Source organism: Sphingobacterium sp. BN32 (assembly GCF_030503615.1).
In the GTDB taxonomy this organism is placed as follows: Bacteria; Bacteroidota; Bacteroidia; order Sphingobacteriales; family Sphingobacteriaceae; genus Sphingobacterium.
Genome location: NZ_CP129963.1, coordinates 3,503,621 through 3,520,758 on the forward strand (window position 1 = coordinate 3,503,621; position 17,138 = coordinate 3,520,758).

Annotated in this window: 12 protein-coding genes; 4 read left to right on the forward strand and 8 right to left on the reverse strand. The window is 42.8% G+C overall.

The features are described from left to right. Positions 1-6: 6 nt before the first annotated feature. The 8 genes from QYC40_RS14820 to QYC40_RS14855 form a co-directional block, all read right to left on the reverse strand. On the reverse strand, positions 7-3,486 hold the full coding sequence (locus QYC40_RS14820) for a SusC/RagA family TonB-linked outer membrane protein (RefSeq protein ID WP_301990902.1): 3,480 nt from the start codon (positions 3,484-3,486) through the stop codon (positions 7-9). Between the two features lie 583 nt (positions 3,487-4,069). Beyond that, entirely contained in the window at positions 4,070-5,425 is a 1,356-nt protein-coding gene (locus QYC40_RS14825) for an FGGY-family carbohydrate kinase (RefSeq protein WP_301990904.1), read from the reverse strand. Positions 5,426-5,432: 7 nt separating this feature from the next. Beyond that, positions 5,433-6,707, reverse strand: a complete 1,275-nt coding sequence (locus tag QYC40_RS14830) for a TIM barrel protein (protein ID WP_301990905.1) — start codon at positions 6,705-6,707, stop codon at positions 5,433-5,435. 62 nt (positions 6,708-6,769) lie between these two features. Beyond that, complete coding sequence (locus QYC40_RS14835; protein ID WP_301990906.1) at positions 6,770-8,878, reverse strand: bifunctional aldolase/short-chain dehydrogenase; 2,109 nt, start codon at positions 8,876-8,878, stop codon at positions 6,770-6,772. A gap of 22 nt (positions 8,879-8,900) precedes the next feature. Next, entirely contained in the window at positions 8,901-9,974 is a 1,074-nt protein-coding gene (gene rhaT, locus QYC40_RS14840) for an L-rhamnose/proton symporter RhaT (protein WP_301990907.1), read from the reverse strand. Between the two features lie 216 nt (positions 9,975-10,190). Then, positions 10,191-10,820, reverse strand: coding sequence for a 3-oxoacid CoA-transferase subunit B (locus QYC40_RS14845; RefSeq protein ID WP_260039546.1), 630 nt, complete (start codon positions 10,818-10,820; stop codon positions 10,191-10,193). A gap of 3 nt (positions 10,821-10,823) precedes the next feature. Then, on the reverse strand, positions 10,824-12,002 hold the full coding sequence (locus QYC40_RS14850; RefSeq protein ID WP_301990908.1) for a thiolase family protein: 1,179 nt from the start codon (positions 12,000-12,002) through the stop codon (positions 10,824-10,826). Further along, positions 11,995-12,717 (reverse strand): CoA transferase subunit A, encoded by a 723-nt coding sequence (locus QYC40_RS14855; protein WP_301990909.1) that lies wholly within the window; start codon positions 12,715-12,717, stop codon positions 11,995-11,997. The genes QYC40_RS14850 and QYC40_RS14855 overlap by 8 nt, the downstream gene beginning before the upstream one ends. Positions 12,718-13,174: 457 nt before the next feature. Between QYC40_RS14855 and QYC40_RS14860 the strand changes: the two genes are divergently transcribed. The 4 genes from QYC40_RS14860 (at position 13,175) to atpD (ending at position 17,074) form a co-directional block, all read left to right on the forward strand. Next, positions 13,175-13,765: a hypothetical protein gene (locus QYC40_RS14860; RefSeq protein ID WP_301990910.1), complete on the forward strand. Its 591-nt coding sequence runs from the start codon at positions 13,175-13,177 to the stop codon at positions 13,763-13,765. A 284-nt stretch (positions 13,766-14,049) separates the two neighbouring features. After that, complete coding sequence (locus QYC40_RS14865) at positions 14,050-14,448, forward strand: transposase (RefSeq protein WP_301990012.1); 399 nt, start codon at positions 14,050-14,052, stop codon at positions 14,446-14,448. 35 nt (positions 14,449-14,483) lie between these two features. Beyond that, positions 14,484-15,293, forward strand: a complete 810-nt coding sequence (locus QYC40_RS14870; protein WP_301990011.1) for an IS3 family transposase — start codon at positions 14,484-14,486, stop codon at positions 15,291-15,293. A 278-nt stretch (positions 15,294-15,571) separates the two neighbouring features. Next, a complete protein-coding gene (gene atpD / locus QYC40_RS14875; RefSeq protein WP_301990912.1) occupies positions 15,572-17,074 on the forward strand; it encodes a F0F1 ATP synthase subunit beta in 1,503 nt (500 codons plus the stop codon). The last annotated feature ends 64 nt before the right edge of the window (positions 17,075-17,138 follow it).

Here is a 17,138-nt window from a genome sequence, read left to right on the forward strand (position 1 = left end):
TCCTTCTTAAAATTCTAGATTAACACCTGCAGAGAATGTACGCATCGTAGGGTAGCTGTAAGCGCCTACTTCCCAACCACCTACTAATGACATTCTCGGGTCGATACCGCTGTGCGAAGTCAGCATGAAGATGTTGTCGCCAGAAGCATAAACTCTTAATCTCTTAATCTTACTGTTCCCTAATAGGTCTGCAGGTAAGGTATAGCCTATTGTAATGTTCTTCAAGTTCAGGTAAGAAGCGTTGAACATAGCCATATCGCTATACATCCAGCTTCCGAAAGTAGAACCGTTTCCATAGGTGTTTCCATACATCGCCATCGGGAATTTCGCTCCTGTATTTTCAGTTGTCCATGTGTTACCGATCAGTTCAGACGATAAAGATTTGCCTGGATTCTCTGTTACATATAAGCTGTTCGCATACTCTGTACTCAGGAATTTACCACCAACTTGGTAGGCAAAGGCTCCATAAAGGTCGAAGTTTTTGTAGCGCAATGAAGTCGAGAAACCACCAATCCAAGAAGGAACAGCACTTCCCATTTCATAACGACTCGCTTTAGAGTAATCTGTCGTTGCCACGCTTTCGCCAACTTTAGAACCTGCGAATAAACCAGCGCTTAAGTCGGCTTCCGTTACTCGGTGATAGAACATCGGTAAACCGGTATTCTGGTCAACACCCGCATATTTGAACAGGTACATGTTGAAGTAATCTTTGTCAATACCACGTAGGTAAGCAATATTTGTATTGCCAGCTGTACCTGCCGAACTCCAACCATCTACACCACCAGTCCAATCGCCATCCAATGCCGCCGAACCAACACCCGGAGGAACTTCTTTCAAGATCGTGCGGTAGTGTGTACCATTCGTAGATAAGGTCCAGTTCCAGTCTTCGTTTTTAATTACATCCACACTTAGATCAACTTCAAAACCGTAGTTGCTTAATTTCGCGGAGTTCGTTAATATTGACGATTGTCCTTTTGACATAGCGATCGGTTGTGACCAGATAGCATTCGTTGTCAATCGGTTATAATAATCGAATGTTGCACGAACGCGATTGAAGAATCCGATTTCTAAACCTGCATCGAAGGTGTTGATTTTTTCCCAGGTCAATTGGTCGTTCACATAGGCGTTTTGGTTCAACACATAGGAAGTAGGAATACCTGTACCAGCTGTCGTTTGTTGATAAACTGCAGAGAATCCCCAAGTCTGATAACCTGAATAGTTGGAAATACCATTTTGGTTACCGATCACACCGTAACTAGCACGAATTTTTAAATTGTCTAACCAGTCTTTGGTATTTTCCATGAAATCTTCGCCGTTGATTCTCCATCCTGCGCCTACTGACCAGAATGTGCCCCAACGTTTATTTTTCAATTTGAACTTCGATGAGCCATCGCGACGAACGGAAACTTGAGCGAAGTACTTATCCGCATAATTATAGTTTCCGCGAGCGAAATAACTTTCCATACGACGTGTATCGATACCACCCCCTGGGTTGGAGAATGTTCCCCCGTCGTAGCGACCAACATAGTTCGCATAGGTCGGGAAGTTGTCGATCAACGAGTAAGAAGAACGATAGTTTAAAGTCTCAAATTGGAAAGCATCATACTCATGTCCTAATAAACCTTCAAAGGTATGAGAACCTACCTTTTTGTTATAGTTCAACAATTGCTGCGCATTCATAATCGATACATTGGAAAATACTTTTCCGAATGCACCAATTCCCGCTGCTTGCCCTGATTCCGCATTCCAATAGCGCGTGCGGATATCATTGAATTTATCTAAAGAGAAGTTCGCTGTGAACGTAAAGTCGTTTAAGAAATTGATCGTTCCATAAACACGGGTATTCCAATCGTCAGATACTCGTTTGTCGATATCATTATCTAATACCGTTAACACATTAGTTGAGCTTAATGCTGCTGCTGTTGGACCTACCGGCGACCAAGTATCGCCTTGTAAGACGTGTACTTTGTCTTTACCGTTTTCCTGAATAATATTTCCATTCTGATCGCGAGCGTATAACTGCGTTAATGGGTTCTGTCCATTGATAAAACGGAAAGCGTTAGCAGTTGAACTACCCGGATTACGGCCAAAACGTGTTGCCGGCGATTGCGTATCACGGTTTGCATAGCCAACATTCGCGCCTAATTTCAACCAGTCATAAACTTGCGCGTTCACATTCGCGCGACCATTATAGCGCTTGAATGATGAACCACGAATATAGGATGGATCACCTAAGTAACCACCCGAGATAAAATAGTCTACTTTTTCTGAACCTCCTGACGCAGAAACATTGTATTCCTGTCTGGTTCTGTTTTGTAGTAAATGTGAATCATAGTTTTCGTTGTAAAGTAATCTGGCATTTGGATTTAACTTACCATCGGGATTCACCAGATAAGCGCCCGACATGGTCGATGATGCATTTGCACCTGTACCTCCTGTTGGAGTATAGATAGCACCCGGCACATCATACAACATCCAGTTACCTAAATTATTGACTTTAAAATCAGTCATGGAACCCGTATAGTCAAACAAGTGCTGCGACGCAAATAGCGCAGCATCCTCATGCGACATGTTCGGATTTTGAACGTTGGTCGTATAGCCTTTCGCTGCACCTGAACCACCTACGCCATAGCGAACCGAATTATAAATGGTCAACCAAGCAAACTCATAAATATCTTTTGGATCAGATATCTTGTCGTATTGGTATGGCCCAATCTGGTTAATCCCCATTTTACCTTCAAAAGCAATTCTTGGCGCTCCTTTAGCACCCTTCTTTGTCGTGATCAAGACCACCCCATTAGCACCGCGAGAACCGTAAAGCGCTGTCGAAGCCGCATCCTTTAAAATCGTCACATTCTCGATGTCCTTCGGACTGATCGACGCCAGTGGGTTATCATTCTGTGCTGGAACACCGTCGATTACCACTAATGCATTTGATGTGTTTTGATTTGCCGACCCTAGACCACGAACACGGATACCCATATCGACACCCGGTTGACCGTCAACCGCCGATACTTGAATACCCGGTGCAGCACCTTCTAAGGCTCTACTCACCGTCGAATTGGATTGTTGCGACAATGCTTTGGAGTCAATTTGCGATACAGAGCCTGTAAGATCACGCTTTCTTGCCGTACCGTAGGCAACCACAACAACCTCCTCCAGCTCTGACTCGTCCTCAGACAATTGAACCGAGATGTTGGACTGTGATCCAACGGTTACTGTTTTTCTTGCATAACCAACGTATTGAAAGATTAATGTTGAATTGGTTCTAGTTCCAATTTCGAATGTCCCATCGTTTGCCGTGGAAGTGGCATTTTTGGTAGCAGAATCGGAAATAGATACTCCCCCTAATGCAGCACCTGTTGTAGCATCTACAACGGTACCTCGGATTACTCGATCGGTCTGCGCCATACTTATGCTCGTGGTAAACACGAACAGCATGCTCAAGACGAAAGAGAAATACCTTCCTAATTTAGATTTACACATAGTTGTTGATATTGATTAATAACTTGATAACCAAATATCATTTATTTACTGTGAAAAACCATCCTGTTGCATCCTGTATCGTTTTAGCAAGCTATTAGCGAATAATTAAGACTTTTATTGACTTTCGATATATTTTAAATTTTGGTCTCGAAAAATAATGCATCAGCTAATATAGAAGCGCCCATAATTCTCATTAGGTTAATAATCTCCTATTAGGACAGGAAAAATTCTTGAAAAAAATTAAAAAATGTGGGTATTCTGTAAAGGTTGAATCGCTGGAAATAGGAATTTGTTCCAATTTCTCTGTAATCTGGCTTCAGCATGGTCGCTTCTCGTAGGAGACTAGCTCGACACTGTCCCCTTTTAAAGCCCTTTCAAACCCAATGCTAACCCAATCCTAAACCAATGCAAACCCCTATCATAAGCCTTTCGGATTGGGTTTGATAGGGGTTTGAAAAAGTTGAAAAAGATTTGTCATCCGTCGTAGGACCATATCTTTTCCTAGGTTGGTTGATCACCTACTTGATGACGATCAGAATGATCGTCAATTGATTCTGGAAGGATTTATATTCACTAAGTTATTTTACGCTCTAAAGAACCTGATCTCGATCAGGTCGTTGGGCACCGGTTGTTTATTCCAATGCTCATGGATGACTAAGGCCGCCCCGATGGCGGTTGCCTGTGCCATGGACGCTGCATAGACCTCCATTTCAGGAAATTCATGCGCCAACAGGTTCATATAGATATTGTTCTTGCTAAAACCCCCATCGACAAAGATGCGGGTAGTTTTCTGACCGGCTTGAATAAGCTTCGTCGATACCACCTGCGCTTTGATCAAATGCAGAATCAAGGCATGATAGGCTTCCTCATAATTGGCATATTGCGCTAAGTCAATCTTACCGAAAGCATCTAATTCAGATGCTATGCTTGCTTTTTCTAAGGCTTTAACAATCGTCCAGTTGATATCCATATGTTTGAATTTCGCAGTCGTGATATCAAAATGCTCCGCTATTCTTTTCGATTGGATTTCATGTTCCTGCCCTGCAAATAAGCGCGAGGCCTTAACATGCTTTCCCTGAAAAGACAGGTAAAACAAACAATCGCTTTCTAGTTCTGCCTTGGTTAAGGGCTGATCATTGAAAGGATTGATAGAAATACACCAGGTTCCAGTAGAAATCAGGATGAAAGGCTCATGGAAATTCAATAAGTAAGGAATCAATGCGGACGAACTGTCGTGCAATCCGACACCAATTTTAAAGGTACTACCTGGAAAGGTCGCCGGGAATACAGCCGAGGCGTCTACCACAGGTGCTAATTTCTCAACGATCTTTTCATCTTTTACCCATTGGTGGTAATCATGCTGCTTATAATCCCAAAGGGCTGTATGACAGCCTATGCTCGTCATATCCGAGTAAGCCTTTCCAGAAAGCAAGAAACTTAAATATTGCGGTAGATGTAGGGCATATTTTGTTTTCTCATAGATTTCCTGCTGCTCTTTTTTTAGCCGATAGACTTGAAGCCCGGAGTTCAGACTTCCCAACGAAGGCGATGCTGTATCGAGACTGAACTGCTCGACGCCTCCGTATTGCTGGTGCAGAGCCGAGGACAAGGCCTGTGGGTACTCTTTTAGGTAGTTATAAAGTGGCGCTAAAGGACGACCATTCTCATCCACATAGACAAAACTGGCGCCATAGGATGTGAAGTTAATGGCTTTCACATCAAACTCCTCCCGGCGAAAGATCTCGTGCAAGGAGTCGAAGACCGACAATCGCAGGCTCTCTAAATTTTCACACGGGTCGCCATCTTCATCCAACGTCTCCAAGAAACGCGCAGATTTCTCATATACAATTTGATAATGCTCATCGAATAAGAAAAGTTTCTTATTCGTCTTGCCCACATCAAATATGGCTACTACCGGTTTGCGTGTTTTTCCCCCCATACGCTAATTATAAACCGGTAGCTACCGTGTTATTGCCACGTTCTTTGATTAATTGATCACGAACAGCAAGCTCATTGAACAAACCGATCGGGTCTAATGCTGCGCCATCGCGCAATCTTGCTTCCGCAACTACTGCACGTAGATCCGTACGGAACGCGTCTTGCAGGATTTGCTGTGCTTTGACGATATCATTGTTGCGTTGAGCCTCTTTCAGCGCATCGCGGTCGACTAATAAAGCTTGTGCGTAAGCAATCATAATCGCTTCCACCGATTGCAATAGATCCACCAAAGGATCTTTTAAATTGTGTGAAGCGTCGATCATCCATCCAAGTCCCGTTGCATGATCCATGCCTCTAGCGTCCATCCCTTCAACCAATTCGTTAAAGATGAGGAACAATTGGTATGGCTTAATGCTTCCTGCCGTTAAATCATCATCCGCATACTTACTGTCATTGAAGTGGAAACCACCAAGCTTCCCTTCCATTAACAGCAAGGAAACAATCTGTTCGATGTTTGCATTCGGTAAGTGGTGACCTAGATCGACTAAGGTATACGCCTTAGGGCCAAGCTTTGAAGCTAACAATAACGACTGTCCCCAATCTCCTATCGTCATCGAATAGAAATAAGGCTCGAACGCCTTGTATTCGACAAATAGCTTCCAATCTTCCGGTAGGTGCGCATAGATTTCTTTTAAGCTTTCCAGGGTATTTTGGAACGCCTCGCGAAAGTTCAACTGACCGGGGAAAGAAGATCCATCGGCCAACCACACCGTTAATGCTTTGGAACCCAACGCAATCCCATGATTGATCACATCGATATTATGTTGTACGGCTTGCTTGCGCACGTTCGGGTCTACATGATGTAAGGAACCATATTTATAGCTCAATTCTTGCTCGGCTTGATCCTGAAAGGTATTAGAATTGACCGCATCAAATTGTAAGCCATAGCTTGCTGCCAATGCTTTCGTTTGTTCGGCGTCTTTTGGAATATCCCAGGGAATATGCAAGGAAATAGCACCGCTGGAGCGATTCAAAGCATGTAATAATCCCACATCTTCAATTTTTTGCTCCAAGTTCCCAGGTTCGCCTTTTCCGGAAAAACGTCCGAAGCGGGTACCACCTGTACCCAATGCCCAACTGGGGATGGCAATCTGAAACTGCTGCAGTTTATGGATAATAGATTCTACCTGAGGGATATCCTCGGAAATAAAATCAAATGCTCGCTTATGCTTAGCTGCTAATTTACTGTTATGCTGCTCTATTTGTTCTTTCTCTAATCTCATCGGTTCAGCTTTAAAAATAAACAAGGAGCATAGCAAGCGCTATACTCCTTGCTTTGTTAGTTTTATCTCACGAATGACATGGCAACTCCGCCATCGACATTCAATACATTTCCAGTTGATTTGTTCAGCAATCCGCCTACAAAAGCGAAACATGCGTTTGCAATATCTTCCGGAAGAATGATTTCATTTAATAAGGTACGTTTTGCATAGTAAGCCGGCAATTCTTCAACCGTCACACCGTAGGCTTTCGCTCTACCTTCAGCCCATCCGCCTGCCCAGATATTACTATCAGAAATCACCGCATCGGGATTAACCACATTGACACGGATTTTCGCTGCGCCAAGCTCAGCTGCATTTAGCCTGCTTAAATGTAATTGCGCAGCTTTTGCACTTCCGTAACCGGCATTGTTCGGCCCACTCACTAATGCGTTTTTGCTCACGATATTCAATACATCTCCGCCTACGGCCTGCGCCTTCATGATTTTAACACCTTCTTGTGTCACGAAGAATTGTCCTTTGACTAAAACGTCATATAATAAGTCAAGATCTTTTTCTGTATGATCTTCAATTGATTTAGAAATCGATAATCCAGCATTATTAACCACTATATCAATCCCACCGAACGCTAAACTAGCCTTCTCGAATGCTTTCTTAATCTGCTCTTCATTGGTAACATCTAAAAATACGGAAACTACATTATCCTTGCCAAATAAGCCTACAAACTCTTCTTCAGCGCCTGTCAGTCGCTCAGCATTCATATCATTTAATACAACGACCGCACCTTCCGAAGCAAACTTTTTCGCGATTGCTTTTCCAATACCACCGGCACTACCTGTTACTAAGGCAATCTTTCCGGATAAGGCTTTCGGCTTTGGCATACGTTGAAGTTTCGCTTCTTCTAACAACCAATACTCGATATTGAAAGCCTCCTGACGAGGTAAAGAGGTGTATTCACTCACGGCCTCTGAACCTTTCATCACATTGATTGCATTGGTATAGAACTCCGCCGCAACCCGTGCGGTCTGCTTATCTTTTGCAAAGGCAAACATACCGACACCCGGATAGATGATGATTACGGGGTTCCTATCGCGAATAGCAGGGCTGTTTGGATGTTTACAGGTTTCGTAATACTCCGTGTACATCGCTCTATAATCTTCAAAAAGCGGCGCTATCTTCTCTTTGATAGCCTGTAGATCGCTTAGATCTTCATTCTTATCTAAATTCAAGATCAGCGGTTGAATTTTCGTGCGCAGGAAGTGATCGGGGCAACTTGTTCCTAAGGGTGCAAGTTTTTCTAAATCGTTGGAGTTGATATATTCCAATACGCGAGGATCGTCTGTAAAGTGGCCAATCATGTGGCGCTCGCTCGAGCAGAATCCTCTCAAAATAGGCGCTAATTTAGCTGCTTGCGATTGCCTGTCTGCTTCCGTTAAGCTTTCTACTTTTTGCCCTCCGAAAACAGGTCTAGCTTTCCCGTAATTTTCTTCCAAATAAGTCGCACAGGCTTCGATAACATCTAATGAATTCACATAGCTTTCATAAGCGGTATCACCCCAAGTAAACAAGCCATGCGACCCTAACATGATACCGCGAATACCTGGATTTTGTTCCAAGCACTCTCTCAGTTGCAAACCAAGATCGAAGCCCGGTTTTTGCCAATCTACCCAGCCAATCGTACCATTGAACAGATCCTGTGTAATTTGTTTTCCATCTTTCGCTGCTGCAATAGCAATCGCTGCATCAGGATGCAGGTGATCTATATGTTTGAAAGGTAGAAATCCATGTAATGGCGTATCGATGGACGGTGCTTTCGAATTTAAGTCGAAGATACAATGGTTGAATAACTCCACCATCTCATCCTCGTGCTCTATTCCACGGTAAACATTCTCCAGATTACGAAGGCGATCTACATATAATGCAGCTAAACCGGATTTTTTTAATGTGCCGATATCACCACCCGAACCTTTGATCCACATCACTTCTACTTCTTCGCCAGTCAATGGATCTTTGTCCATCAGCTTGCAGGATGTATTTCCTCCACCATAGTTCGTAATTCTCAAATCTGAGCCCAACAGATTTGAGCGGTATAACAATAACGCAACCTCATCACCCTCAAGTGACTTTGCTTGCTCATCGTTCCATAAATAGTTGACGTGCTTGTATGTTTTCACTTTCCTAAGTTTTTTTAAGTTTTTATTCTAATGTTTTCGCAAAACCCACAATGCAAATCGATAGAATGATGGTTACAATTCCAGCAATAATGGCGGTGTATGTGGGTTTACTCACACCTTTCCATTCTTTTAACGCAACTCCCCAGGCATTGGAAATTAATATGATAAAGGCCATGTGTAATATCCAGGAACTCGCCCCGTTCCCTAATCTACTCTCGCCCATGCCATAGAAGAAAAACTGCAAGTACCAGGTTGTTCCAGCAATGGCACATAGCAATAAGTTCTTTCCAATTGGAGAAGTTGAATTTGTATAATCTTTATATGTTTTGTTCTTCAGTAGTAGGTAGGCACACCAGATGAAGTTGGTACAGAAGCCACCCCAAAGGATTACGATATACGTCACATTATTCTGATACAAGAATTCGCCTTGTCCGGGGTTAGCTGACTTCCATAATTGGTTTGCCACATCGGCCATAGGCTTCCCGGCTTCGATACCGAAATTGAAGCAAGCGCTCAATACGCCCGAAACAATCGCGACGACAATTCCTAAGCCGAACTTATATTCTGACTTGGCCTCCTCGGAGAGTGCCCCTAGGCCTTTTTCTTTAAGCATACCCGCCTTACCGCAGAGGTAGATCCCGACGATACAAACCAGCAGACCAATCATCACGCAGATTCCCGCGCTCTCGGTAAAGAAATAGTCGATACCATGTTTACCCGCTGTTTTATTAAAAAAGTAATAGATAGCGGGCATCAAAGCCCCAAAGACCATACTTAAGCCCAAGATGATACTGCTCCCTAGTGATACGCCCAAATAGCGAACCCCAAGACCATAGGTCAAACCGCCTATCCCCCAGAGTACACCAAACAGAAAGGTGTAGCCAAGGATACTTGCGCTGCTCTCAGAGATAATCTCGACAAAATTTGGAATGGTCAGCCAGGCAGCAATCGGCGGAACGATGATCCAGGAGAATAATCCTCCAAGGATCCACATGGATTCCCAGGACCAACCTTTTACCTTCTTGTAAGGAACATAAAAGCTTCCCGATGCAAATCCTCCAATAAAATGAAATATAACACCCGCGATTGCATTCATATACTATTCTTTAATATCTCTGTTTAGGTTTCTAATTAATCGAAGATATTTTAAATAGTGCGTTTAACTGTTATGTACTGTCATGCCAAGCGTGGGGAGAGTGTGGCAGGGAGGGAAGAACGAAAGGAGTGAATAGGTTTAGTTGGAGGCAAAAAGAATAGGGATGTCTCACGACAACCCTATCCCACTTTTTAATTAAAATTCATATGAAAAATTCTAATATATCAGTTTCCCACTGGTATATTGCTTCACGGTATCTATTGACACCCCTTCATGCAACTCGACGACTTTAAATCCACCTTCTGGCAGCACATCGAACACACCAAACTCCGTCACGATTTTCTTCACGCAGCGGACGCCAGTTAATGGCAGGGAACATTCTTTTAATAATTTCGATTCGCCATGTTTATTCACATGTTGCATGGCAACAATGATATTTTCAGCACTGGCCACTAAATCCATAGCGCCGCCCATTCCTTTCACCATTTTTCCGGGGATCTTCCAGTTGGCGATATCCCCATTTTCCGACACCTCCATGGCGCCAAGAATGGTAAGGTCTATTTTGCGGGCTCTAATCATGCCGAAACTCATTGCCGAGTCAAAGATCGCAGAGCCGGGCAAGGTCGTGATCGTTTGTTTACCGGCATTGATATAATCAGCATCCTCTTCGCCTTCATAAGGAAAAGGTCCCATTCCTAGCAAGCCGTTTTCACTTTGCAGCACCACCTGCATACCGTCGGGAATGTAATTTGCCACTAGCGTCGGAATACCAATACCCAGGTTGACATAATAGCCATCTTTGATTTCTTTGGCTATTCGCTTTGCAATTCCAAATTTATCCAACATAGCTTAAACTTTTTTTATGATCATCGCACTGGCGCCACCACCACCATTGCAGATAGCAGCTAAGCCAATACTTCCACTTTCTTGATGTAATACACTGTTCAAAGTCACGATGATTCTAGCACCGGAACAACCCAGTGGGTGACCTAATGCAACTGCACCACCATATACGTTTATTTTATCGGTTGCAATCTCCAGCAATTGCGCATTGGCTAATGCAACGACCGAGAATGCCTCATTGAATTCGAAGTAATCGATATCGTCGATTGTTAGTCCTGCTTTTTTCAAAACCTTCTGCGTCGCGATAGCCGGAGTAGTCGTGAACCATGCTGGATCTTGCTCTGCGTCAGCATAGGCAACAACCTCCGCCAGAGGCTTTATATTCAATTCTTTAACCTTCTCTTCGCTCATCAGGATCACTGCTGCCGCTCCGTCGCTCAGCGTCGAAGCATTTGCCGCGGTAATTGTACCGTCGGTTTTGAATACAGGCTTTAATTGCGCAACCTTGTCGAAGTTCACCATTTTGAATTCCTCATCCTCCGCTACGGAAACTGTTCCCTTACGCGATACCACCTCTACGGGAGTTACCTCATTTGCAAATTTACCCGTTTCCCAAGCAGTCTTACTTCTTGTATACGATTGGATGGCATAGGAATCCTGATCTTCTCGGCTAATATGGTATTTATCCGCACATAGCTCGCCACAGTTTCCCATCGCTTCGTTAGAATACACGTCGGTCAAACCGTCTTTTTGTAGGCCGTCAATTAAGTTCTGATCGCCATATTTTGCACCCCAGCGAGTGGTTGCACTATAATAAGGCACCTGGCTCATGCTTTCCATACCCCCTGCCACAACCACATCGGCATCGCCCAATAGAATTTGCTGCACACCTAAGCTGATGGCTTTCATACCACTGGCACATACTTTATTGATTGTTGTCGCCGGGATATGATCTGGCAATCCGGCAAAGCGTGCTGCTTGTCGCGCCGGCGCTTGCCCGACATTCGCCTGTAATACACAGCCCATCAACACCTCGTCAATCTGATCCTTCTCTAATCCGATTTCCGAAACAACAGCTTCGATGGCTTTTGCCCCTAACTGTGATGCGGTAAAACTTGATAATGCACTTCCAAAACTTCCCATTGCAGTGCGTTTTGCTGCAACGATATATACTTTTTTAATCATTGTCTTCTTTATTTCTTACAGTTCGCTGTTCTATTCTTTTCTCGTATTGATCGCCTTGGAAAATCCGTTGCACAAAGACGCCTGGGGTATGGATAAAATTCGGATCCAACTCGCCCGGTTCAACCAATTCTTCCACCTCGGCAATCGTGATCTTCCCACACATAGCCACCGCATGGTTAAAATTCTGTGCTGTCCCGCGATACACTAAATTACCCGCTTTATCACCCTTCCAGGCTTTTACAAAAGCAAAATCCGGTTCAAAAGCATATTCCATTAAATATTCCTTCTCCACGCCATGGAAGGTAAATTTTCGAGTTTCCTTGCCTTCGGCAACCTCCGTTCCCACCCCTGCCGGCGTGAAGATTACAGGCATGCCGTAGCCACCTGCCATTAATCGAGATGCCAAGGTCCCCTGTGGAATCAAGTCCACTTCCAATTCGCCACTGAGCATCTGACGTTCAAATTCCGCATTCTCCCCTACATACGATGCTATCATTTTCTTGACCTGCTTTTTCTGTAGCAATAAACCCAAGCCGAAGTCATCAACACCGGCATTGTTACTGATACATGTCAGATCCTTCGTTCCTTTTTGCAGCAATGCAGCAATCAAATTCTCCGGAATTCCGCATAGCCCAAAGCCGCCCAAAGAAATGGTCATCCCATCTTTGACGTCCTGGATTGCTTCCGAAGCATTTGCCACGCTTTTATCAATCATAGTTTGAATAGATTTACAATTCCCTTTCGGGAGATAAATAATTATTAAGTCAGCGGAGTCTTTAGTCTCAGTTAAATCCCAGCATTGCCATCCGTTACATCGGATTAAAAATACTGTGGCACGAGCTAAATCTTCTGGACTTTGATTTTATAAGTTTATAAGCGAAATAAATATAAGAATATTTTGTTAAGCATTTAACATCCAATAATTTTTATAAATAAACCATTAAGTAAACAGAATTTTTAAAAAGTTATCAGCGTTTAAAACAAATCCTTGATTTGTTTATTAAATATTCACAAAATTTGATAGAATGGGTATTTTAAAAATCTTCTTAGAGTTAAAAGGGAAGCTGTAAAAACCGATAAAACAATCGTTAGATGAGGGCTTAATTTTTATTAAGTTTCACATTGTCTAATTTAATTGGTAAAATTGACATGTAAAGCTTAATCAAACCCATATGCGAGTATTTATTTATTCACTTTTATTTTTCGTTTTTTTAGCTCCCGCAGCTCAGGGACAAATGTTACAGCAGAAGTTAAAAACTTCAAGCCTCGACAGCCAGTTTGTGTATTTGAACTTGTACTCGAAGTCGCAAAGTGCAGATTTCAAAATTATCCGCAGAGCAAACCTTGAAACCATACGTCAAAATGTGCGCGATTCGCTAAGCACCTACAGAAAGAAGATTGCTGATTTATCATCTTCAAACTCCTCCTCTGCCGGAAATATCAAGGGTCTTCAGGATTCAGTCAACACCCTAACCACGCAATTAGAAGCGGAACAAAAAAAGACAGACAGCATTTCCTTCTTAGGAATTGATTTCTCTAAAGGCTCTTATCATACAATGGTATGGGCTATTATTATAGCGCTTGGAGCAGCATTCTTCGGAACCTTAGTGGCATTCCGCAAAGCAAAAGTCGACACCGACGACTCCAAGAAAACAGTAGATGAATTGCAAGATGAGCTACAAACGCTCCGCAAGAAATCAATGGAAAGAGAACAACACCTAAAACGACAGCTACTGGACGAGCAGTTGAAGAGGAATTCTTAGGCTAGATTTTAGCTATTAGATTTTAGATATTAGAGGATGGCGCCGATTAGGCGCCTTTCTTTTTGTGATTAATTAAGGGTTTTTAGGATGGGATTGTCTTGAGCCAGGAAAGAAAGGATAAAAGGATGAGCAGGATCGGAGTTTTGTCTTGAACCAAACTTTCCTTCCATTCCCAGTTCAAGACAAACTTTCCTTTCTAAACCAAAGAAAAAAAACACAATGCGTGAATAGCACGTCAAAGTGTCCATCCCTGAAATAGGTTGACCACAAAATGGAGGTACTAAATGCAAACAAATTTGCGGTTAATCAGGAAATCACGGGTTTATTCTGATGATTTTAAGCGGGAAATTGTTTCCCTATTTGAGAGTGGGAAGTTGAGTGTTCTACAGTTAGAGCGGCTTTATGGAATAAGTAATCCCACGATCTATAATTGGATCTATAAATTTTCTAACTTTAATGAGAAAGGACAACGTATAATGGAGATGAAATCAAGTAGCACCCACAAAGTAAAAGCCATGGAACAGCGTATCCGTGAACTGGAGCGGATGATCGGCCAGAAGCAGATCAAGATCGATTTCTTGGAGAAGATGATCGACATCGCTGGAGAGGATCTTAAGGTCGATATCAGAAAAAATTTCAACACCCCACCATCGGATGGTTCCGGGAACACGCAGGAAAAATAGATTATTCCCTCAATCAGCTTTATAGAACCGTTGGTATGAGCAAACAGGCGGTGCATCAGCGCGCTGTTCGCCATTCCCGTTATCAGGTTCAATTCGCTGAGCTGATCGAAAAAGCGGATAAAGTGCGTAAGGAACATCCCGGTTGTGGGGTGGAAAAACTGTATTATATGCTCCGTCCGGATTTTGTGGGGAGAGATCGTTTCATAGAGACCATGATGTCTTTAGGATATCGATTGAAGGTCAAGAAGAACTATCGCAGGACGACTCGCGGGCTTTCCACAGCCTACCCTAATCTGATCAATGGCTTGGTTGTAGGGACTCCCAATCAGGTTTGGCAATCGGACATCACCTACTTCTACGTGGGCGATAGGTTCTACTATGGAGTGTTCATTATCGACGTTTACACCAAAAAGATCGTTGGATATCAAGTATCCAATCATATGCAGTCAACAGCTAATCTTAAGGCACTACGAATGGCCCTTAAGAATAACGGGGCACCCCAATATCATCATTCAGACCGAGGTGCCCAATATCATGCGACAGCTTATCTGCAGCTGTTGAAAGAGAATAATTGCAGGGTGAGCATGGGCAAGAGTGCCCAGGACAATGCATACGCTGAGCGGATCAATGGAACCATCAAGAATGAGTATCTGGATTATTGGAAGCCTAAGACGTTCGAAAGCTTAAAAAAAATGGTCAATAGAGCTGTCAAACAGTACAATAAACGAAGACTGCACAACTCATTACATAGGATGTCGCCAGAGAGTTTCGAAGAAAAGTGGTTTAGGGAGATATTGTCTCCTAAACCACTAATAACTATATTTGATCAAGTTGATAAATTGTAAAAACGGTCAACACTATTCAGGGACAGACAAAGGTCTATTGTCTAAAATCTAATGTCTAATCTCTAAAGAAAGCCTTCGGCTAATACTATTTTAAAAATCAGCCTTTTACACAGCCATATTCCTAGTAATTGATAGGGTTAGAGGGCTTTTAAAAAAAATATCGATTTATTTACCACTTGTCTTTTGGTTTTAAGGAGATAAAACTTATTTTTGCATTCCAAAATGCAGTGTGTAAAAAGCTGTATTAAAATTGAATAATAAATTTTAGTCCCTATAATATGCCCAATATTGGTAAAATAGCGCAGATTATCGGCCCAGTAGTTGACGTCAACTTTGCCGACAATGAAAATCTTCCTAAGATTTATGATGCCTTGTACATTGAGAAAGAAAATGGACAACGCATTGTATTAGAGGTTCAACAGCACTTAGGTGAGGAACGTGTTCGTACGATTGCAATGGATGCTACCGAAGGTTTAGTTCGTGGCATGAAAGTAGTTGATACTGGCGCTCCGATCAAAATGCCGATTGGCGAAGAAATTAAAGGTCGCGTATTCAACGTTGTTGGTGACCCAATTGACGGTATTAAAAGTTTGGACAAAACAAACGGTCGTCCTATCCACAACGTACCTCCAAGATTCGAAGATTTATCGACTGAGTCTGAAGTACTTTTCACAGGTATCAAAGTTATCGACTTATTAGAGCCTTACGCAAAAGGTGGTAAGATCGGTTTGTTCGGTGGTGCTGGTGTTGGTAAAACGGTATTAATTCAGGAGTTAATCAACAACATCGCAAAAGGACACGGTGGTTTATCTGTATTTGCAGGTGTAGGCGAGCGTACTCGTGAAGGAAACGATTTACTTCGTGAGATGTTGGAGTCCGGCATTATCAAATATGGTGAGCACTTCATGGAAGGCATGGAAAAAGGCGAATGGCCTTTGGAAAGTGTAGATTTAGAGTTGATGAAAGATTCTAAATGTACATTCGTGTTCGGACAGATGAATGAGCCTCCTGGTGCACGTGCGCGTGTTGCCTTATCAGGATTAACAATTGCAGAATATTTCCGTGACGGTGATGGTGAAGGCCAAGGTCGTGACATCTTATTCTTTATCGATAACATCTTCCGTTTTACACAGGCAGGTTCTGAAGTATCGGCGTTATTAGGTCGTATGCCTTCAGCGGTAGGTTACCAACCGACACTTGCTACAGAGATGGGTTTAATGCAAGAGCGTATTACATCAACTAAAAACGGATCTATTACTTCAGTACAAGCGGTATACGTTCCTGCCGATGACTTAACTGACCCTGCTCCAGCGACAACTTTCGCTCACTTGGATGCAACAACAGTATTGTCACGTAAGATTTCTGAGTTAGGTATCTACCCTGCGGTTGACCCATTGGATTCAACTTCACGTATCCTTTCTCCAGCGATTTTAGGTAATGAGCATTACGATACAGCACAACGCGTAAAAGAAATTCTTCAACGTTATAAAGAACTTCAAGATATCATCGCTATCTTAGGTATGGATGAGTTATCTGAAGAAGATAAGTTAACAGTACACCGCGCACGTCGTGTTCAACGTTTCTTATCTCAACCGTTCCACGTTGCAGAGCAATTTACAGGTTTGAAAGGTTGTTTAGTAGACATCAAAGACACGATCAAAGGATTTAACATGATCATTGACGGTGAAGTTGACCAATACCCAGAAGCATCTTTCAACTTAGTAGGTGGCATCGAAGACGCGATCGAAAAAGGTAAAAAACTATTAGCAGAAGCAGTTTAGTACTAGATATTAGATAGTAGACATTAGATTTAAGACTCTGTTCAAAAGAGTAGAGTCTTAAATT